This is a genomic window from Winogradskya humida (assembly GCF_016862215.1).
GTDB lineage: Bacteria > Actinomycetota > Actinomycetes > Mycobacteriales > Micromonosporaceae > Actinoplanes > Actinoplanes humidus.
Map to the genome: position 1 here is coordinate 66,668 of NZ_BOMN01000013.1, position 19,256 is coordinate 85,923.

Annotated in this window: 19 protein-coding genes and 1 riboswitch; of the genes, 9 read left to right on the forward strand and 10 right to left on the reverse strand. The window is 69.8% G+C overall.

What is annotated here, in order from left to right; translation table 11 throughout:
• Nucleotides 1-198: 198 nt before the first annotated feature.
• Nucleotides 199-1,413, reverse strand: a complete 1,215-nt coding sequence (locus tag Ahu01nite_RS04980; RefSeq protein ID WP_203835190.1) for a hypothetical protein — start codon at nt 1,411-1,413, stop codon at nt 199-201.
• Between the two features lie 45 nt (nt 1,414-1,458).
• A complete protein-coding gene (locus tag Ahu01nite_RS50180) occupies nt 1,459-1,770 on the reverse strand; it encodes an SDR family NAD(P)-dependent oxidoreductase (RefSeq protein WP_239158619.1) in 312 nt (103 codons plus the stop codon).
• A gap of 289 nt (nt 1,771-2,059) precedes the next feature.
• Here Ahu01nite_RS50180 and Ahu01nite_RS04990 point away from each other — a divergent pair, with 289 nt between their 5' ends.
• Entirely contained in the window at nt 2,060-2,641 is a 582-nt protein-coding gene (locus Ahu01nite_RS04990) for a TetR/AcrR family transcriptional regulator (RefSeq protein WP_203835191.1), read from the forward strand.
• Nucleotides 2,638-5,052, forward strand: a complete 2,415-nt coding sequence (locus tag Ahu01nite_RS04995) for a DUF6493 family protein (protein WP_203835192.1) — start codon at nt 2,638-2,640, stop codon at nt 5,050-5,052. The genes Ahu01nite_RS04990 and Ahu01nite_RS04995 overlap by 4 nt, the downstream gene beginning before the upstream one ends.
• Here the strand turns inward: Ahu01nite_RS04995 and Ahu01nite_RS05000 are convergent, their stop codons facing one another.
• The 6 genes from Ahu01nite_RS05000 to mgrA all read right to left on the reverse strand — a co-directional run bounded on the left by Ahu01nite_RS05000 (nt 5,053) and on the right by mgrA (nt 9,724).
• Entirely contained in the window at nt 5,053-6,009 is a 957-nt protein-coding gene (locus tag Ahu01nite_RS05000) for a maleylpyruvate isomerase family mycothiol-dependent enzyme (protein WP_203835193.1), read from the reverse strand.
• Nucleotides 6,006-6,341: an ArsR/SmtB family transcription factor gene (locus Ahu01nite_RS05005; RefSeq protein WP_203835194.1), complete on the reverse strand. Its 336-nt coding sequence runs from the start codon at nt 6,339-6,341 to the stop codon at nt 6,006-6,008. The genes Ahu01nite_RS05000 and Ahu01nite_RS05005 overlap by 4 nt, the downstream gene beginning before the upstream one ends.
• A gap of 329 nt (nt 6,342-6,670) precedes the next feature.
• Nucleotides 6,671-6,988 (reverse strand): hypothetical protein, encoded by a 318-nt coding sequence (locus tag Ahu01nite_RS05010; RefSeq protein WP_203835399.1) that lies wholly within the window; start codon nt 6,986-6,988, stop codon nt 6,671-6,673.
• A 329-nt stretch (nt 6,989-7,317) separates the two neighbouring features.
• Nucleotides 7,318-8,064, reverse strand: a complete 747-nt coding sequence (locus tag Ahu01nite_RS05015; protein WP_203835195.1) for a nucleotidyltransferase domain-containing protein — start codon at nt 8,062-8,064, stop codon at nt 7,318-7,320.
• Nucleotides 8,061-8,732, reverse strand: a complete 672-nt coding sequence (locus tag Ahu01nite_RS05020) for a nucleotidyltransferase domain-containing protein (protein WP_203835196.1) — start codon at nt 8,730-8,732, stop codon at nt 8,061-8,063. Before Ahu01nite_RS05020 ends, Ahu01nite_RS05015 begins: the two co-directional genes overlap by 4 nt.
• Nucleotides 8,729-9,724: an L-glyceraldehyde 3-phosphate reductase gene (mgrA, locus tag Ahu01nite_RS05025; RefSeq protein ID WP_275411705.1), complete on the reverse strand. Its 996-nt coding sequence runs from the start codon at nt 9,722-9,724 to the stop codon at nt 8,729-8,731. Before mgrA ends, Ahu01nite_RS05020 begins: the two co-directional genes overlap by 4 nt.
• A gap of 60 nt (nt 9,725-9,784) precedes the next feature.
• Nucleotides 9,785-9,879: riboswitch (glycine riboswitch) on the forward strand.
• A 70-nt stretch (nt 9,880-9,949) separates the two neighbouring features.
• On the opposite strand from mgrA, the gene gcvP reads away from it, so the two are divergent.
• Nucleotides 9,950-12,796, forward strand: coding sequence for an aminomethyl-transferring glycine dehydrogenase (gene gcvP, locus Ahu01nite_RS05030; protein WP_203835198.1), 2,847 nt, complete (start codon nt 9,950-9,952; stop codon nt 12,794-12,796).
• A gap of 377 nt (nt 12,797-13,173) precedes the next feature.
• On the opposite strand, the gene Ahu01nite_RS05035 is transcribed toward gcvP, so the two are convergent.
• Nucleotides 13,174-13,374, reverse strand: a complete 201-nt coding sequence (locus Ahu01nite_RS05035) for a DUF5999 family protein (RefSeq protein WP_203835199.1) — start codon at nt 13,372-13,374, stop codon at nt 13,174-13,176.
• A 121-nt stretch (nt 13,375-13,495) separates the two neighbouring features.
• On the opposite strand from Ahu01nite_RS05035, the gene Ahu01nite_RS05040 reads away from it, so the two are divergent.
• The 5 genes from Ahu01nite_RS05040 (at nt 13,496) to Ahu01nite_RS05060 (ending at nt 17,513) form a co-directional block, all read left to right on the forward strand.
• Complete coding sequence (locus tag Ahu01nite_RS05040; protein WP_203835200.1) at nt 13,496-14,737, forward strand: chorismate-binding protein; 1,242 nt, start codon at nt 13,496-13,498, stop codon at nt 14,735-14,737.
• On the forward strand, nt 14,734-14,958 hold the full coding sequence (locus Ahu01nite_RS05045) for an HAD family hydrolase (RefSeq protein ID WP_203835201.1): 225 nt from the start codon (nt 14,734-14,736) through the stop codon (nt 14,956-14,958). The genes Ahu01nite_RS05040 and Ahu01nite_RS05045 overlap by 4 nt, the downstream gene beginning before the upstream one ends.
• 9 nt (nt 14,959-14,967) lie before the next feature.
• Nucleotides 14,968-15,462, forward strand: a complete 495-nt coding sequence (locus Ahu01nite_RS05050) for a peptide deformylase (RefSeq protein ID WP_203835202.1) — start codon at nt 14,968-14,970, stop codon at nt 15,460-15,462.
• Nucleotides 15,459-16,103, forward strand: coding sequence for a class I SAM-dependent methyltransferase (locus tag Ahu01nite_RS05055; RefSeq protein ID WP_203835203.1), 645 nt, complete (start codon nt 15,459-15,461; stop codon nt 16,101-16,103). The genes Ahu01nite_RS05050 and Ahu01nite_RS05055 overlap by 4 nt, the downstream gene beginning before the upstream one ends.
• 138 nt (nt 16,104-16,241) lie before the next feature.
• Nucleotides 16,242-17,513, forward strand: a complete 1,272-nt coding sequence (locus Ahu01nite_RS05060) for an MFS transporter (RefSeq protein ID WP_203835204.1) — start codon at nt 16,242-16,244, stop codon at nt 17,511-17,513.
• 83 nt (nt 17,514-17,596) lie between these two features.
• On the opposite strand, the gene Ahu01nite_RS05065 is transcribed toward Ahu01nite_RS05060, so the two are convergent.
• Nucleotides 17,597-18,175, reverse strand: a complete 579-nt coding sequence (locus tag Ahu01nite_RS05065; protein WP_203835205.1) for a TetR/AcrR family transcriptional regulator — start codon at nt 18,173-18,175, stop codon at nt 17,597-17,599.
• Between the two features lie 88 nt (nt 18,176-18,263).
• Between Ahu01nite_RS05065 and Ahu01nite_RS05070 the strand changes: the two genes are divergently transcribed.
• Nucleotides 18,264-19,256, forward strand: coding sequence for an NAD(P)-dependent alcohol dehydrogenase (locus tag Ahu01nite_RS05070; protein WP_239158620.1), 993 nt, complete (start codon nt 18,264-18,266; stop codon nt 19,254-19,256).

A 19,256-nucleotide genomic window follows, 5' to 3' on the forward strand; every position in this document is an offset into this window, starting at 1 on the left:
CCAACGGGCTACGCGTACCCCTGGAAAGGCCCGTGCCGACTGTCAATCTGTCAGCCGGTCTTGGCTGACTCGACCCGGTCCAAAGCTGCAAAGGCCGATTGAAGAGGTCCGGTCCCGCGAAGCTACACCCCACGGCTTGCAGCATCATCGGATGCGGCGATGTGGGACAGTGGCGGGGTGAGTGGGGTGTTTCGCCGATCACCTGACGTGGCTCTTTATCGTGGTCGCCCGCTCGGCGGAGACGTGAACTGGGCGGCTTTCCCGTGGCCGGACACTGGCGACTGCGACGAGGCGTCCATCCTGGCGGCCCTTCGTGCCGTCGTGGAGCCGTCCGCGAAGGACTGGGGCGATGCCGGGACGCTGGTGCGCTTCGCCGTCGGCAACGATCACCGCGGCACTGTTTATCCTGCCGCCGTAGCCATGACAGAGCAGTTGTTGTTTGTAGCGCGGGAATATCAGGGCGAGCCAAGGCGTGTCGCCCTGTCGGTACTGGAGGACTGGTGGTCCGGCTTTGAAGCGGAACAGGGCCTCGAGTCGTACCTGGATGCCGACGGTGCCAGAGTTGCCGTTGTCCCAGCCATCGCCGAGCGGATGGAAGCGGCTGCCGACATGTTGAACGACATCGCCGCGGCCCTGGCAGACCCCGCCGCTGCGGCGGTTGCGCGCGATCTTCTGATCGTCATTCCGCTCGGTTGGGGACATTGCCTCGACGACGGCGTGATCCATGACTGGGGTGGCTGGGTGGACGACGCTGGCATCGCCCGGTTCCCCGAAGATCGGGCTTGCTGAGGACCAGTGGGCGGGCCGGCCTTGGGCTTGGCCGTTGATGACCAGTTCGGATCGGTGGATGCCGAAGAAGGACGCGGCCATTCCCTCTGCCAGGGCTGCGTGGAGACCCGGGTGCTCTGCGGCGGTCAGGAAGAGCTGCCGCTTGATCGGCCATGTCAGAGGGCCCGCGGCGCGCAGGAGTCCGCCCCAGTTGCCGGTCGGGATCTGGGGCAGGAGAGCGGCGAAGAAGCCGGGTGCCGCTTTGTGGTCCTCGAAGTAGTCGATGGCCAGGCCGTAGGTGGCCGAGTCGGTGACCGGTCGGGGGCCGTGGACGAGCATGGCGGCGTACTGGCGCACGATCCAGTCGCGGAGCCGGCCGTCGGCGTCGTGCCAGACGAAGCTCAGATACATCAGCGCGGAGTACGACGGGTGGCTCTGATGGAACAGGACCAGTACGGCCGCGGTCTCGGGTGATGCGTCGTTGAGGTACACGTCGTGGCCGTCGGGTTCGGCGGTTCCTTCGGCGATGGCGTCCTCGACGGCGCTGTGCAACTCCCGGTCGACGGTCGGGCGATCGATGTCGAGCGTTGTCAGCTCTCGATCCCAGGCGGCACTGCCGATCGGCGGTGGGACCCGGGTGGACACCCGGCGGAGGCTATCCCACCAGGCCTGACAATCGGAGCGGATTTATCAGGGGGTCGTGGTGGTGAGTTGGGGGAAGGTCACGCCGGTGAGGGATTCGGAGGCTTGCCGGAGGTGGCGGGCCAGGGCGGGGTCTTGGGCGGACTTGGAGCGGCTTACGAGCTTGGGGGCGCCGCGGCCTTGGAGGAAGCCGTCCGGGCCGATGTAGCTGTTGCCGGGGATGGTGGCTGTTGCTGCGTGGAGGGTGGGCTGGGCGCCTTCGTGGTCGGTTTGGGAGAGGCGTCTGGTGATGTGGGTTCGGAGGCGGGGGAGGGTGGAGCGTTCGCCCTCGAGGTGGTTCAGGAGGTTGGTGGCGGCCATGCCGGGGTGGGCGGCGGTGGCGAGGACGGGGGCCGGCTTCGGTGAGGCCCAGGGGCGGGATCATCAGGCCGGCGTTGTTGATCAGGATGTCGATCGGGGTGGTGAAGGCCGCGGCGAAGGCTCGGATCGAGGAGAAGGGCGCGGGCTGCTGCTCGGCCGATGCCGCTGTTGGCGCCGGTGATGATGGCGGTCTGGCCGGTGAGGGAGGCGGGGGAGGATGTTGGCATGGGCGACAATGTATGCGGTGACAACAATGGTGTCAACGGCAACATTAGACTAGGGTGATCGGGTGCCTGCTTATCACCATGGGAATCTTCGGACGACGTTGCTGGATGCCGCTGAGCGCAGGTTGCGGGAGGACGGGGCGGAGCAGTTGTCGTTGCGGGAGCTGGCTCGGGAGGCCGGGGTCAGTCATGCCGCGCCGCGGCGGCATTTCGCGGATCGGCAGGCGTTGCTGGATGCGCTGGCGGAGGCTGGGTTCGCGCGGCTGGATGCGACGTTGCGGGTGGCGTTGAACGTTGCCGGGCCGGAGTTCGTGCCGCGGTTGCATGCGATCGCGGCGGCGTACCTGAAGTTTGCGACCGATGATGCCGCGTTGCTGGAGCTGATGTTCGCCGGGAAGCATCGGGAGGGCGCGGAGCAGATCGCCGTGGCCGCCTCCGTGCCGTTCGGGTTGATGGATGCCCTGATCGTGCAGGGGCAGGAGCAGGGTGTGCTCGCCGCCGGGGACTCGCACAAGGTGGGGGTCGTGCTGCTGGCGACGCTGCACGGGATCGCTTCGCTGATCAACGGGAGTCTGCTCGTGCCGGAGCTGCTCGACGGGCTCCTGGAGACCGCCGTTGACCAGTTCGTCCGCGGGGCGAGGCCGTGACGGCGTATTACCTTCCGTCGTTTGCGCAGCTGTCGGGCGTACCCGGAGGAGATCTTGTTCGTGATCTTGCCCGGTGGGAGCCGGAGCGGCGCACCTGGCCGGCGTTGTTCGAAGCCTTTACGGATCTTGTGAAAGACGGCGGGGGAGAGACGCCGTTCGGGGCGGCGGCGCCCGCGTGGGTGGGGCGGCTGGTCCGGGAGCGGATCCGGATGCTGGCTACCTCCACGATCGGGAGCGACACGTTCACCGAGATCCGCACGCTGGAACGCCTCGGCCTGGTCACGCTCGAACCCGACGACGACTACGTGCTGGCGATGGTCTCCGGGCTCGGTGACCGCTGGGGTGATCAGAGCCGGCGTGGCCTGCTGCGCGACGATCCGGAGCTGGTCGAGCGGGCGTTGTGGCGGGTCTTCGAGGTCGAGGGTGGCGGTGAGGTGAGCCTCGCGGCGCTGGACAAGTACGTCGCGGTGGGGGCGGGGTGGCGCCGGGCGTTCGCCGACCTGATCGAGGATGGCGTGCTGGACCGGGCGCGGGTGCTGCGGAGCTGCCTGCTGGCGCTGGGGCGGGGCTTCACAGCGTTCCGGGCCGGGTGGTTCTCGGCGACGTACGAGACGTTGTCACCCACTGTGGACGAGCTGGCCGCGGATCAGGCGTTGCTGCTCGACCTGCTGCGGAGTCAGGTGACCGCCACGGTCGGTATGGCGGTGCGCTGTCTGGCCACGCTCGACAAGGCGGGCCGGATCGATGACGCGGAATTCGTGGTGGCGTGTGTGCCCGCGTTGGGCGTACCGGTCAAGAAGACCGCTCTTGGTGTGCTGAAGCTCTTGGCCGCCGTTGCGAAACGGCATCCGGACGGCGTTGCGGAGGCTGCGGGTTGGGGGCTGGAGCACGCCCACGGTGATGTGCAGGTCAAGGCTCTGGAGTTGCTGCGGTCGCTGGACGCCGGTGACGTCGTTGCCGGCCGGCTCGAGACCCTCGAACCGTCCGTGCAACGCGTGGCCGTGGAGTGGCTCGGTGCGGCGATTCCTGCGGTCGGCGAGGAGGCGGCGGCCTACCAGGAGCCTGCCCGGGAGTTGATGCCGATGACGGCTGACGACTTTGTGGAACGTACTGCGGCGTTGTTGGAGAATGCCCGTGACCCGCTCGAGGTCGAGCTGTTCTTGTCGGGCATTTACGAAATGTCCGACAAGTTGAGTCCGATAGTCAAGCGGGCGGCGACGGTGGCGCGCGGAGATCGCAGTAGCTGGGAACTGCGCGGGCATCTCGCGTCGCTGGTCCTGACCGCCGGCGGGATCGAGCATCCGCGGTACGGCATGCCGGCTCAGGCACTGCTGCATGCCCGGTTGGAGCAGGGCCCGACCGTGGCCACGCCGACCGGTGCCGCGGGCTGGATCGCGCCGATGACGCTGGTGCGGCGGCTGCGGGACCGGACCCCGGGCCACCACGACCTGGTCGCCGCGCTGCTGCGGATCGCCCCCGGGGGACGCGACGAGGCCCTGCGAGCGGCGGCGGACCTTCCGGGCGAGACCGGCCAGGTCGTCCGGTACGCCCTGGGCGGCCCACCGGCCCCGATCGTCACGGACGCCTGGTGGGTGGCCGCCGCCCGGGCCCGCGCACCGTACGCGGACGACCCGCACCTGATCGCCGCCGGCCTCGACGGCCCGGGGCAGGGCCGAGCGGCGACGTACGGGCTGGTCCTGCGCCCCGACCGCTACGAGTTCGGCGTGCACTGGCGCGCTAGCCTGACCGCCGACCCGCCGTGGAAGCACCGGCTCACCCCCGCCGACCAGCCCACAGTAGTCCGGTCCTGGAGCGACGAATCACTCGGCGAGTCCTGGACCGGCGGCCCCGACTGGGTCGCCTGGGACGCGCTGACCTGGCCGCACGACGCCGAGCCGTTCTTCGCCCGCGGCGTCCGTTCCACGCTCGACGCCATCGGGACCGAGGTCGAATACAACACCGTCGCCGTCCTCGACGCCCTGCTGACCCATCCCGGCCGCCTGGGCCCGATGGCCGCCGCGACCCTGGCATCGGGCCTGTCTTGCAGCGACCCGATCGGCAGAACGCGGGCCGTTGACGTCTTTGTGGCAGGCCGGATCACGAACGAGCAGCTGGCGGAGGCGATGGCCCAGCTGAGCGGGCCGTGCAAACCCACCCGCTGGGCGATGTCGCTGCGTGACGCGGCGACTGCGGGTCAGGACACCGCCCGGAAGGTGGTGGAGGTGCTCACGCTGCTGCTGCCGCGCTTGGACAGTGGGTACGCCGGCCTGCATGCGCTGCTCACGGTGTTGCACGAGGAATCGTTGCGATTGAATGCCCGCCCGGCCGATGACGCGGATCTGCGACAGTGGCTGGGCGGCCTGCGGGGCTCCGGAAAGGCCGCCCGCACCGCGAAGGCCATGCTGGCGTGATCACGGCATCCGGCCACTCAGGAATGCCACCAGGGAGCCGCTGTCCGCGCGGGTGACGCGGCCGTCTCCCCAGGTCCAGGTGGTGTCGGTGGCTTCGAGGCGGGTGCCGGTCAGGTCGACGCCGAACAGCGTGCCACGGCTGGCGGTGAGCTGGTCGAGGACGGCGGTTACGGCATCGGCCGGGGCGACCGGTGGCACGCCGAGGGCGAGTGTCACGTCCAGGGAGTGGATGACGGCGTGGCTGAGGGCGCCCACCGCGCCCCCGCCCGGCGGCTGCCAGGCGTGCAGGTCCGGCGACCGGAGCTGGGCGAGAAGGTCGGCAGTGGGTAGCGCGGCGTCGCGCATGGCCACCGTGTCGGAGAGGACGGTGAAGTCGCCGCCGGCTGCTGCCATCTCCGCTCCGAACAGGGCGGGAGTCAGCCGCACCGGCATCGTCACATGCGCGACGACGTGGCGTACGAGCCATTTCTCGCACAGCGACGGACTGTCCCAGAAGTCGCCGGCGGTGAGCAGGCCGGCGAGGGCGTGGTAGGTCTCCGCGATCCGATGCCTGGTGATGACGTGTTGTTCGAGTTTGTCCAGCGAGGTGAGGAACCCGGCGCGGGATTCGGGCGTACGCATCGCTTCGGGCACGTGGCGTTGCTGGATGACGAGTTCGGTGGTGCCGTCGCCGAGGTCGGTCAGGGTGCTGGTGGTGTGCATCCCGGACGCCGGCTCGACCCAGGCGAGCGTCGCGGGGGCGACGACCTCGGTGAAGGTGGCGACCATGCGGTGGCTGCCGTGCTCGCCGATCATCAGCGTCTCGAAGCGGCCGCCGGGACGCAGCTCGACGACGATGCCGTCGACCGGTGTGTGCATGCCGGCCGGTCCCCAGAACCGCGCGAGCTCGGCGGGCTCGGTGAGGCACCGCCACACCAGGTCGCGGGGTGCGCGCAGGATCCTCCTGGAGATGATCACTGGTCTGCCTCCTGCTGCAGGTCGGCGAGGCGGGTCTCCAGCCGGTCGACGCGCTCCGACCAGGTGCGCCGGCTCTCCTCGATCCACGACAGCGCGGCGTCGAGCGCCGCGGGCTCGAGCCGGCACGGCCGTGTCTGGCGGTGCCGGCCCTGGCTGATCAGCCCGGACCGCTCGAGCACCCGGATGTGCTGGGAGACGGCCTGCATGCTCATCGCGTACGGCTCGGCGAGCTCTTTGACCGTCGCCTCGCCCGTGCTCAGCCGCGCGACGATGTCCCGCCGGGTGCTGTCACTCAGTGCGGTGAACACCGCGTCGAGCTGCTGCTTCTGCATGACCCTTACTCAACCATCCGCTTTATCAAGCGTCAACTAGAGGAAGAAATCTCGCAGAGCCCCGGCCATGACCTCGGGGCGGCCGCCGCGACCGGCGTTCCAGGAACCGTCGAGATGGTGACGAGTCCGGCGGCGAGGTCACCCCGCCCGTCCTCAGCGGTCATCCGGCAGCCTGCACCGTGAATCAGATACTGGATGCCGCTGGGGGTCACCCCTTCTCGGGGTAACTCCCGGGTCGACCGGACCGCAGTGAGAAGGATGCGAGGCCGGTGGATCATCGCCGCTCAGGAGCCGGCTGGTCGCGGCTCGCGCAGGCAGGCCGGGGTCGGTCAGGCGGCGAGGGCCGTGTCGGCTGCGGTGAGGGTGGTGGTGCGGTGGAGGGCCGGGTGGCGGGCTTCCCAGGCGGCGCGGACGGCGCGGGGGAGGTTCAGCTCGGGCCAGAGGCGGAGCAGGGTCGGGCCGTGGAGGTGGTCGCGGAGTTCGGTGATGCGGACTGCTTCGCGCAGGACGTTCTCGTACATCCAGAGCAGCATGGTGTGCTGGCTCAGGTCGAAGGCGCGTTGCGGGTTCCACCAGAGGCGCAGGGGGAGCTCGACCAGGCCGCTCGTGGGGCCGGTCAGCTCGGTGAGGGTGCCGGCGACGAGCACGGCCCGGCCGGGCCTGGAGAGGTAGGGCCGGGTCGCATGGGGCCGGGCCGGACTCGGCTGGCCCCCGTGCGGCTGGCCCCCGTGCGGCTGGGTGAGGTGCGGGTGGGGCTGGGCCAGACGCGCGGCCGGGGCGTCAAGCTCCGGGTTGTCAAGCTCGCTGGTGAACACGGGTCTCAGAGTAACCGCCCGATCGCGCTGCCTACATAACACCTAGGTTCCTAGGATGGTCTACGGGCAGTGCGACAAGTCGCACCAGAGCAAGAGGACGGCTTCGCCGGCAACACAGAACAGATTCCGGGCGCGTCCACCCCGGGGAGCGGGGCGGTGGGTCAGATCGTGGTCAGGCGGGTGGTGATCACGAGGTTGTGGAGGGCGGTGACCGCGTCCGGGTCGGGGTGGGCCGGGAGGGGGGAGCTGTCGCGGGCGGCTTCGAGTTCGCTGCGCAGGCGGGTGATGTCTGCGAGGAATTCCGGGCGCATGGCCGCGGGGAAGTCCGAGTGTTCCGCGTCGAGTTTCAAAGCCATGAGGTCTGCCACGTACGCAGGGGTGTCGAACGTGCGGAGGTCGGCTTGGACCGTGCCTGTTCGCATGAGGTGGAGACCGGTGTGCAGGACGCGGAGGGTGTAGAGGGCCGGCTTGATCTCGTTGGCGGTGTCGAGGAGGCGGAGCTGGGTGGCGGCGAAGCCCAGGTAGTGGTGGGCGTGGTGGCGGGTGATGAGGCCGGGGGAGAGGTCGATCAGCGCCCGGTGGGTGTCCGAGGTGTGGATCACCAGGGGGGACAGGATCTGTTCGAGGACGTAGCCGTTGCGGCTGGTGAGGAGGCGGGCGAATTTCAGCAGGTCGTGGCTGACCACGTCGAGCTCGACGCCGTCGCGCCAGGTGTCGGACTGCAGCGTTTCGGGGCCGGTGTGCAGGCCGAGGACCTCGGTGGCCGGGAGGAGGTGGGTGGCGCGCAGGTCGAGGTCGGAGTCGTGGGAGGCGAAGCCGTAGAGGTGGGCGCCGCTGACCGTGACGAAGATGGTGGGGTAGGCGAGCTGGACGGCGGTGGAGGCCCAGGTGGGGATGGTTGCGGTCACCGCAGGTTCCTTTCGCGTACGCCGTGGAGCAGCTCGTTGACGCGGTCGCGGTCCGGGTCGGCGGGCAGGGTGGTGGTGCGGTGGGCTTCGTCGAGGTCGGCGAAGAGGTCGTCGGACCACGAGACCACGGACGGCCAGTCGGTTCCACCGGTTTTGACGGCGAGGAGGCGGTCCCGGTGTGCGCGGACGTCGAGGAGGACGTTGCCGGTGCGCAGGACGTGGGCGCCGGCCATGAGGAGGCGGAGCATGTGCATGGCCTGCTTGCCGTTGGTCTCGCCGGTGTGCTCGCGGCGGGCGGCGACGCGTTTGAGCTGGTCGCGGGCGTACGCGCCGTAGGTCTGGGCGAGGTGGCGGGAGAGGAAGGCTGTGCGTACGCGGAGCAGGGCTTGACCGTCGGTGTTGATCTTCTCGGTGAGGGGTGACCAGAGCACTTCGAGGACGGTGGGGTTGGCCTGCAGGGCGAGGGTGCAGAAGCGTTCGATCTCCCAGGTGAACTGTTCGTCCTGGGGGCCGTCGACGTGGGTCGGCGGTTTGTCGAGGTGCCAGAAGTCGCGGGTGGGTGCGGCGTACACGCCCCGGCGGTCGTGGTCGGAGGCTGGCCCGTCGAGGCCGTACGCGCGTGAGCCGACCACGACCGCCAGGATCGTGTGGGGTGGGAAGTGCGTCACAGGTCCGCGACTGTGGCGTCGATCTCGGAGAGTTCGCTGTCGGACAGGCGCAGGGTTTCCAGGGCGAGGACGTTGTTCTCGAGCTGGCTGACGCTGCTGGCGCCGATGATGAGGCTGGTCATGCGGGGGTCGCGCAGGGCCCAGGCGAGGGACATCTGGGCGAGGCTCTGGCCGCGGCGCTTGGCGAGGTCGTTGAGGGAGTGCAGCGCTTCGAGGGTTTTGGGGTCGAGGGCGTCCTCGTTGAGGAAGCGGCTGGTGCGGATGCGGGAGTCGTCGGGGATGCCGTTGAGGTAGCGGTCGGTGAGCAGGCCCTGCTGCAGGGGGCTGAACGCGATGCAGCCGGCGCCGGCGGCTTCGAGGGTGTCGAGCAGGGTGTCCTCCTCGGTCCAGCGGTTGAGGATCGAGTAGGACGGCTGGTGGATGAGCAGCGGGGTGCCGAGGTCCTTGAGGACCTGGGCGGCCTGGGAGGTCTGGGCGCTGGAGTAGTTGCTGAGGCCGACGTAGAGGGCTTTGCCGCTGCGGACGATGGCGTCGAGGGCGCCCATCGTCTCCTCGATCGGGGTGTCGGGGTCGGGGCGGTGGTGGTAGAAGATGTCGACGTAGTCGAGGCCGAGGCGGGCGAGGGACTGGTCGAGCGAGGAGATCAGGTATTTGCGGGAGCCGTGGTCGCCGTACGGTCCGGGCCACATGTCGTAGCCGGCTTTGCTGGAGATGACGAGCTCGTCGCGGTAGGCCTTGAGGTCGGTGCCGAGCAGCCGGCCGAAGTTGGTCTCGGCGCTGCCGTAGGGCGGGCCGTAGTTGTTGGCCAGGTCGAAGTGGGTGATGCCCAGGTCGAACGCGCGGCGCACGATGGCGCGCTGGGTGTCGAAGGGCTTGTTGTCGCCGAAGTTGTGCCAGAGGCCGAGGCTGAGGGCGGGCAGGGTGAGGCCGCTCTTGCCCGCTCGGCGGTACGTCATGGTGTCGTAGCGGTTCTCTGCCGCGGAGTAGGTCACACACCACAGCCTAGGGACATGCTCCGGAAACATGATCACTGGTAGGTTTTCCGGTAGCCGAACAGCCGCGCGGGAGAGATCGCCAGTTCGTATGGCGGCGCCGAAGGGGCAAATCCTCCCCGGAACCTCTCAGGCAAAAGGACCGCGCTGGCAGGCGACTCTGAAATCCCGTCCTGGGGTGACAGAGGGGGAGGTTGCCTTGTCGACCTTTCCCCGGGAGCCGCCATGACGTTCGCCAATCGCCACATCGGTGCTGATGGGGATGCCCAGGCCCAGATGTTGAAGGCCATCGGGCAGGCCTCGCTCGAGACGCTGATGGATGCCGCGATCCCTGAGGTGATCCGCTGGCACGAGCGGCTCGAGCTGCCCGAGGCTGCCTCCGAGGAGGAGGCGATCGCGGAGCTGCGGGAGATCGCGGGCCGCAACACTGTCGCGACGTCGATGATCGGTCTGGGCTATTACGGTACGTTCACGCCCGCGGTGATCCGGCGGAACGTGCTGGAGAATCCGTCCTGGTACACGGCTTATACGCCGTATCAGCCGGAGATCAGCCAGGGCCGGCTCGAGGCGTTGCTGAACTTCCAGACGATGGTGACGGACCTCACGGGTCTGACGACGGCGAACGCGTCGATGCTGGACGAGGGCACGGCGGTCGCGGAGGCGATGACCCTCGCGCGGCGTTCGTCGAAGAGCAAGAGCCCGGTGTACGTCGTCGACGCGGACACGTTGCCGCAGACGTTGAGTGTGCTGCGGACCCGGGCGGAGCCGCTGGGGATCGAGTTGACGCTGGTCGACCTGGACGGCGACGTGGAGTTGCCGGCGGAGTTCTTCGGGCTGCACGTGCAGTATCCGGGTGCGTCCGGGGCGGTGCGGGATCATGCGGCGCTGGTGGAGGCTGCTCACGCGGTGGGTGCGCTGGTGACGGTGGCCGCTGATCTGCTGGCGCTGACGTTGCTGCGCACGCCGGGGGAGATCGGGGCGGACATCGCGGCGGGGACGACGCAGCGCTTCGGGGTGCCGCTCGGCTTCGGTGGTCCGCACGCGGGCTACCTGGCGGTGCGGGCCGGGCTGGAGCGGTCGTTGCCCGGGCGTCTGGTGGGTGTGTCGAAGGACGCGGATGGCGCGCCGGCTTACCGGCTGGCGTTGCAGACGCGGGAGCAGCACATCCGCCGGGAGAAGGCGACGTCGAACATCTGTACGGCGCAGGTGCTGCTCGCGGTGATGGCGAGTATGTACGCCGTGTATCACGGTCCGGCGGGGTTGCGGGCGATCGCGCAGCGGGCGCACAACATGGCGCGGGCGGTGCAGACGGGGCTGGCGTCGGCGGGTGTCGAGGTGACGAACAACGCGTTCTTCGACACGGTGACCGCGGTCGTGCCGGGCCGGGCTGCGGAGATCGTTGCGGCGGCCGAGGCGAGCGGGATCAACCTGCGGCTGGTGGACGCGGACCGGGTGTCGATCGCGGCGGACGAGACGACGACGCCGGCGCACGTGTCGGCGGTGCTCGCGGCGTTCGGGGCGGCGGACGCGCCGGAGGTTGTCGACGGGATCCCGCGTGTGCTGCTGCGGAGCACGGATTACCTGACGCACCCGGTGTTCCACTCGCATCACTCGGAGACGGCGATGCTGCGGTACCTGCGCAAGCTGTCGGACCGCGACTACGCCCTGGACCGGGGCATGATTCCGCTGGGGTCGTGCACGATGAAGCTGAACGCGACCACGGAGATGGAGCCGGTGTCGTGGGCGGAGTTCGCGAACATCCACCCGTACGCTCCGGCGTCGCAGACCCAGGGGTACGAAGCGCTGGTGTCGCAGCTGGAGGGGTGGCTGGCGCAGGTCACCGGGTATGACGCGGTGAGTGTGCAGCCGAACGCCGGGTCGCAGGGGGAGCTGGCGGGTCTGCTGGCGATCCGCGGGTATCACCGGGCGAACGGTGACACGCACCGTGAGGTGTGCCTGATCCCGTCGAGTGCGCACGGTACGAACGCCGCGAGCGCGGTGATGGCGGGTATGCGGGTTGTCGTGGTGGCGTGTGACGACATGGGCAACGTCGACCTGGCGGACCTGGACGCGAAGATCGAGAAGCACCGGGACGCGCTCGCGGCGATCATGGTGACGTATCCGTCGACGCACGGGGTGTACGAGAAGGGCATCGCGGACCTGTGCGGCAAGGTCCACGACGCGGGTGGTCAGGTGTACGTCGACGGGGCGAACCTGAACGCGCTGGTCGGGTATGCCAAGCCGGGTAAGTTCGGGGCGGACGTGTCGCACCTGAACCTGCACAAGACGTTCTGCATCCCGCACGGTGGCGGCGGCCCGGGTGTCGGCCCGGTCGCGGTCCGGGCGCACCTGGCGGCGTTCCTGCCGGGTGACCCGCTGCAGAGCTTCCCCGTGGCGGAAAACCCAGGAGAAAGCAAGGGGGCTGCGGACACGCACGCGGTGTCGGCGGCGGCGCACGGGTCGGCGGGGATTCTGCCGATCTCGTGGGCGTACCTGCGGATGATGGGCCCGGACGGCCTGGCGGCGGCGACTGCCGCGGCGGTGCTGACGGCGAACTATGTGGCGGCGCGGCTGCGGGACCACTTCCCGGTGCTGTATGCGGGCAACGAGGGTCTGGTCGCGCACGAGTGCATCCTGGATCTGCGGCCGATCACGAAGGCGACCGGGGTGAGCGTCGACGATGTGGCGAAGCGGCTGATCGACTACGGGTTCCATGCGCCGACGATGTCGTTCCCGGTGGCGGGCACCCTGATGGTGGAGCCGACCGAGAGCGAGGACCTTGCCGAGCTGGACAGGTTCTGCGACGCGATGATCGCGATCAAGGGTGAGATCGACCGGGTCGCGGCGGGGGACTGGCCGGCGGACGACAACCCGTTGCACCACGCCCCGCACACGGCGTCGGCGGTGACGGCGGACGAGTGGGACCACGCGTACCCGCGGTCGCTCGCCGGTTTCCCGGCGGGTGTGGACCGGACGTCGAAGTACTGGCCGCCGGTGCGGCGTATCGACGGTGCGTACGGTGACCGGAACCTGGTCTGCTCGTGCCCGTCGCCGGAGGCGTTCGAGGACTGAGCCGCGACGAGGGCCGGCCGGTTCGCGCCGGTCGGTCCCTCGGGGTCGCTTCCGCGCGCGGCTGGTGCCCGGCGCGGTTGTGGGTGAGCGCGGTGGGGGAGTAGGCGCGGGTGCTCGGCTGCTTCGGCGGAGCCGAGCGGGTCGCCGCCTGGTGTCAGGGGCGTCGCTCTCGGCTTCGTCGCCGGGATGCCGGGACTAGCTGTGCCTTGCAGGTGTGACGGTGTTGTCGCAGGGTCCGCGTCGGGCTCATGGCGCCTGGTGGATGGCGCCGGGTGAGTGGCTGAGCCCGGTGGGCGGGTCCGTGCGGGTCTGTGCGATTGTGGCTGCTCCGGTGACCCGGGTCGGGCCGTCCGGAGGATGGCGGGTCCGTCGGTGGGTCAGGCGGCGAGGGCGTGGCGGGCCGGGCCGCGGTGCGGCTCGATGACGCTGCAGTCGGGCAGCAGCTCGCCGGTGTCCTCGAAGACGATGACTCCGTTGCAGAGCAGGCTCCATCCCTGTTCAGGGAAGGTGGCCACGATACGGGCCGCTTCGCGGTCCATGGCCTCGGCGTTAGGGCAGGTGTTTTGGTGCTGGCACATCGGGGGATCTCCGGTAAGGGGTTGTGTTGTGCTTCACATCAACGGGGCCGAACACTACTCCTTCCGAACGATTTCGGCTGGCGCGGGTGATGGGGCTCCGTTGACAGAATCCACTGTTCAGATGTTCCACGGCAGGCGCCGATACGACCACTTTCCGACACCCGCGCAAACAGGTCCACCGGGTTCTCCGGCCTCCTGCCTGCACCGTCACCGTCCGTCATCCAGGTTCGAGTGGTACCTGTCCGACGGCGGTGACCCCGCAGAGCTTGTGACAGCCTGGCTCGCGAGCAACGGACTGCCGGTGCGAAACCTCATCCGTTCGGCCATCCCATTCCACCCGATCGATGAAGACACGGTCTGTGGATCGGCACTCTACGTGTCTGCGGCCGCCGGTTCGGTGATGGCCGGTGGGATGCCCGGCGGGGTGACCCCCGTCCCGGGAATCCCGGACGTGGCTGCGGTTCTCTACGTCCACCACACCCAGGGTAGCGAAGCTGGGAGCGGTTCCACCCCGGCACCCCGCGCTCACCCTGAGTCAGCTCCGCCGCCGTGGGAGCTCGGTTCCTGGGTGCCCAGCTGGACCCGTCAGGAACATGCCAATGCTGTCGGCGCGGTCCGCGCGGCGATCGCACGGGGCGACGTCTATCAGGTCAACGTCGTCGGTCACGCCAGCGCGCCGTACACCGGGGATGCGGTCGCGGCCCTACAGCGGGTGACCAGAATTCCCGGCGCCCGGTACGGCGGGATGATGGCGGGCGACAATTGGCATATCGCGACGGCGTCCCCGGAAACCCTTGTCGAGATCCGCGCCGGGCGGGTCATCACCCGCCCGATCAAAGGGACCCGGCCGGCGACCGTGAAAGGGCGCGCGGAACTGCTCGCATCCGACAAGGAACGCGCCGAACACGTGATGATCGTCGACCTGTCCCGCAACGACCTGGCCCGGCTACCGGGTGTCGGTCCGGTACGCGTCGACGAGCTTTTCGGTGTACGCGAATGGTCCGGTCTGTGGCAGGCCGAGTCGCAGGTGTCCGCGCCGATCACCGGCACCCTGGAGTTGTCCGCGGTGCTGCGGGCGATGTGCCCGGGCGGCTCGGTGACCGGCGCACCCAAACTCGCAGCACTGAACGAGATCGCACACCTCGAACCGGTCGGCCGCGGCGTCAGCATGGGCGCACTCGGCTGGGTCGGCACCGACCACGTCGACCTCGGCCTGACCATCCGCACGGTCGCCGCCACCGACGGCCGGCTGCACCTGTGGGCCGGCGGTGGCATCACCATCGACAGCGACCCCTGGGCCGAGGTCGACGAGGCCGCCGCCAAAGCCGGACCGTTGCGTGCCATCCTGGCCGGCGGCCGATGATCGACGTCCTCACGTCCGCGGTGACCGGGTTCGAGAAACCGCATCCGGCTATGTATGCGGCCGCTCTGACGCGTACCCGTGGTGGCAGGGTCTGGATGGCCGGTGACAACCCGGACGCCGACGTGGCCGGAGCGCGGGCAGCGGGCATCCCCGCCCTGCTGGTGCGGGACCGTCCCGGTGACGACTTGCTCGCCGCGGCCCGGCTGATCCTCGGCGGGTAGATTCGGGGCATGACTGTGCGCCCCATCCGCCTGTACGGAGATCCCGTCCTGCGTACCCCGTCCGAAGCGGTGACCGGCTTCGACGCCGCCGTGCGTGAGCTCGTCGCCGACCTGGAGGACACCGTGCGGGTGCCCGGCCGGGCCGGGGTCGCCGCCCCGCAGATCGGCGTCGGTGTGCGGGCCTTCTCCTACAACGTCGACGGCGTGGTCGGGCATCTGATCAACCCGGTGCTCAGCGACCTCGACGGCGAGCAGGACGATGAGGAGGGCTGCCTGTCGCTGCCCGACCTGGGCTTCGCGACACCCCGCGCGATGTCGGTCACCGCGTCCGGCTTCGACCAGGACGGCAAACCCGTGACGATCCACGGGACGGGGCTGCTCGCCCGCGCGCTGCAGCACGAGACCGACCACCTCGACGGGCGCCTCTACATCGATACCCTCACCGGCGACACCCGCCGCCAGGCCCTGCGTGAGCTGCGCCGCCTGCCCCGCGCGAGCGCGTGACCGTTCCCGACACGACACGGCTGGCCCGGGAGTCGCTCGCCGCGGGTGACCCGACGGGCTGGTTCGAGAAGCTGTACGCGCAGGCCGGTGCGGACATTCCGTGGGACGTCCCCCGCCCGAGCCGCTACCTCACCGCCTGGGCCGGCCGTGCAGCGATGACGGGGCACGGACGCAGCGCCCTGGTGGTCGGGTGCGGGCTGGGCCGCGACGCCGAGTTCCTGGCCGGGCTCGGCTTCGCGGTGACCGCCTTCGACATCTCCGAGACAGCGGTACGCACCGCACGTGAGCGCCACCCCGGATCGCCGGTCGACTACATGGTCGCCGACCTGCTGGACCCGCCCGCTCGGTGGCGGGACGCGTTCGACCTGGTGGTGGAGAGCAACAACGTCCAAGCCCTGCCCCGCCCCACGCGTGATCGGGCGATGGCGAACCTCGCCCCGCTGGTCGCCCCGGGCGGCACCCTGCTCGTCCTGGCCGCCGCCGCGGTGGACGAGCGCCGCGAGGGACCGCCGTGGCCGCTCGAGCGTGACGAGATCGAAGCGTTCGGCACCGGCCTGACCACCGTTGGCATCGAGCACCTCACCGGCAACCCCGGCGAGACCCTCCGTGCCCGGTGGTGCGCGGAGTTCCGCAAGCAGTAGCTATGATCGTCGCCGTGTTCTCCCCGTGTAAGTCCTAGCTGTCGAGCTGCGACACGCGGGTGGAGTCTGCCCTTTTACCGGGAGTCCTCCGCGTGTCTGTCGAGCCCCTGACAGAGCACTCAGCGACAGGACTGCCCCATGGACAACTCAATCTCGGCGCCCCTGTGGCGCCGGCGCAACTTTCAGCTGCTGATCGGCGGGCGGCTGGTCTCCCAGCTCGGTGACCAGCTCCAGTTCCTCGCCCTGCCCCTGCTCGTCGTGGCCCTCACCGGGTCCGCCACCCAGGCCGGCGTCCTGCTCGGCCTGCAGACCGCGCTCTACCTCGGCTTCGGGCTGGTGGCCGGTGCGCTGGCCGACCGCTGGGACCGCAGAACCACCATGATCTGGTGCGAGGCCGGCCGTGCGGCGCTGACCGCCTCCATCCCCGTCGCCGCGGCGTGCGGCGTGCTCGCCATGCCGCAGCTGTACGCCGTCGCAGTCCTCACCGGTGCCCTCAGCACCCTGTTCGCCGCGGCGAACAGCGCGGCGCTACCGGCCATCGTCACCAAGGATGAGCTGCCCCGCGCGCTGGGAACGATCGGCGTGCTCTCCAACACCCTGCGCATCGCCGGCGCCTCGGTGGCCGGCGTCGCCTACGCCGTGGGGCGGACGTTCCCGTTCGCGGTCAACGCCGCCTCGTTCCTGGTCTCGGCCGTCGCACTGCGGAGCATCCGGGCCGGCTTCCACCAAGAACGGGCCGGCTCCCAGCAAGAACGGGCCGGCTCCCAGCGGGAAAGGGCCAGGACCAGCGCCTCACCGCGGGCTCTTGTAGCCGAGATCGGGCAGGGGCTGGGCTGGCTGTGGCGTACCCCGATGATCCGGACCTTGGCCCTGATCGACGCGGCGGACAGTCTGCGGTACGGCGCGGGATATCTGCTGATCATTGTGCTGGCCCAACGCCTGGACGCGAACCCTGCCCAGGTCGGGTTGGTGTTCACCGGTGCCGCTGCCGGTGCGTTGCTGGGCAGCGTGCTGGCACCGGTGCTCACCCGCCGGTATCCACTGGGGAGGCTGTCGATCGCGATGCTGTGGGCCGAGGCGCTGGCGTTCCCGTTCTACGCGGTCGCGCCGGTGTGGGGGCTGCTGCTGGTCGTGGCGTTCGCGGAGTCGGTGGTGTCGCCGATCTACAACGTCGCGCTGGACTCCTACCGGCTCGCGGTCACCCCGGACGCGCTGCGGGGCAGGGTCACCAGCGCGATCGACACGCTCACCACGGGTGGCGCGGCGATCGGGACGATGGCTGCGGGTGCGCTGATCGCGCTGATCGGTGCGCCGGTGCTGACCTATGTCCTGGCCGGGTGGCTCACGCTGCTCGCGCTCACGGCGAGCCTGAGCAGAACCGTCCGCACGGCCGGCGCCGACCTGTCATAGCCGCGGAGACGACGCGGCGGGACCACGGCTGCATGAACGACGACGGGCAGTCGTGGTCCCGCCGGGCCAGCGCAGAGGCGGGGTCAGTTCAGGAACGCGAGTGACAGGTCGGCGACCTGTCGCATGAAGTCGCGGCCGCGGCGCGCCCGGCCGAGTGCGTCCATGCCGCGCACCGTGATCAGCAGTAGTGCCGCAAGCGCGTGGGGGTCGTGCCTGCCGTCGAGATCACCGGCGGCCTGCGCCTGCGTCAAACAGGTGACCAGCACCTCTTCGTACGTGCCGTACATCTGCTCGGCTCGCAGTGCGACCTCGGGATCGGAGGCGGCGAGCTCGGCACTCGACTTGGCCAGAAAGCACCCGTTCCGGCTGTCGCCGCAGCTGTCGGCGACATGGCGCATGTGGGCGCCCAGCCGTGCGGCGGCACCTGCCTCGTCACCGTCCAGGTCGCCGTGCACCGCGGCGATCGTCCCGGCGCAGTAGGAATCGAGGGCCCGCAGGAACAGGGTGTGTTTGTCGCCGAAAGCGCCGTACAGGCTTCCGCGACTGATCCCGGTCGCCTCCACCAGATCGTGGATGGAGGTCGCCGAGTATCCAGCGGCCCAGAAACGGTGCAGCGCCTTGGCGACCACGTCGTCCTCGTTGAACTCTCTCGGCCTCGCCATGCAGGACAGCGTACCCGTTCACGACCGGCCGTTCCAGAACATGCTACGGTTCTAGACCGTTCGGTCGTGAACTGCTCAGGAGGAAACCGTGATCAAGGCCTTGTCCGTCCCCCGCGCCGGCGCGCCGCTGCAACCGGTGGGCATCACCCGTCGCGAGCCCGGCCCCGCCGAGATCACGGTCGATGTCGCCTACGCCGGCGTCTGCCACTCCGATCTGCACATGGCCCGCAACGACTGGGGTTACGCGACCTACCCGACGGTGCTCGGCCATGAGGTGACCGGCCTCGTATCCGCAGTAGGTACGGATGTCACCGCGCACACGATCGGCGACCGGGTCGCGGTCGGCATGCTGCTGGGATCGTGCGGGATCTGCCCGAGTTGCCGGGCCGGCCGGGAGCAGTACTGCACGGGCGGCGGCGGTGCCCCGGCGGACGCGGGTGGCTTCAGCGAGCGCATCGTGATCGGACAGGACTTCGCACTGAGCCTGCCGGCATCGCTGGACATGGCCGCCGCGGCCCCGCTGATGTGCGCCGGCATCACCATGTTCTCCGCGCTGCGGGAGTGGAACGCCGGGCCGGGCGTCAGAGTGGCGGTCGCCGGCCTCGGCGGGCTCGGTCACCTGGGCGTCAAACTCGCCGCTGCGATGGGTGCCCAGGTCAGCGTCCTGAGCCGCAGCCGGGCCCGGGAGGACGACGCGCGACGGTTCGGTGCCTCCGGCTTCCACACTGTCGCCGGCGCACCAGCGGGCGCGTTCGACCTGATCATCTCCACCGTCTCGGCGGTCACCGACCTCGCTCCGATGCTCAGCCTGCTCGACGTCGACGGCACCCTCGTCATGGCCGGCGCACCGGCCACGCCACTGTCCGTGCCTGTCGGGCCTCTGATCACCGGCCGGCGCCGACTGGCGGGCACGTCCATCGGCAGCCTCCGCGAAGCACGCGAGATGCTCGGCTTCTGCGCCACGCACGGCATCACCGCCGAGGTCGAGATCATCGAAGCGGATCGGATGGGTACGGCGTTCGCCCGCCTCGACGCAGCAGATGTCAGGTACCGGCTCGTCCTGGACGCCGCCACGCTGTGA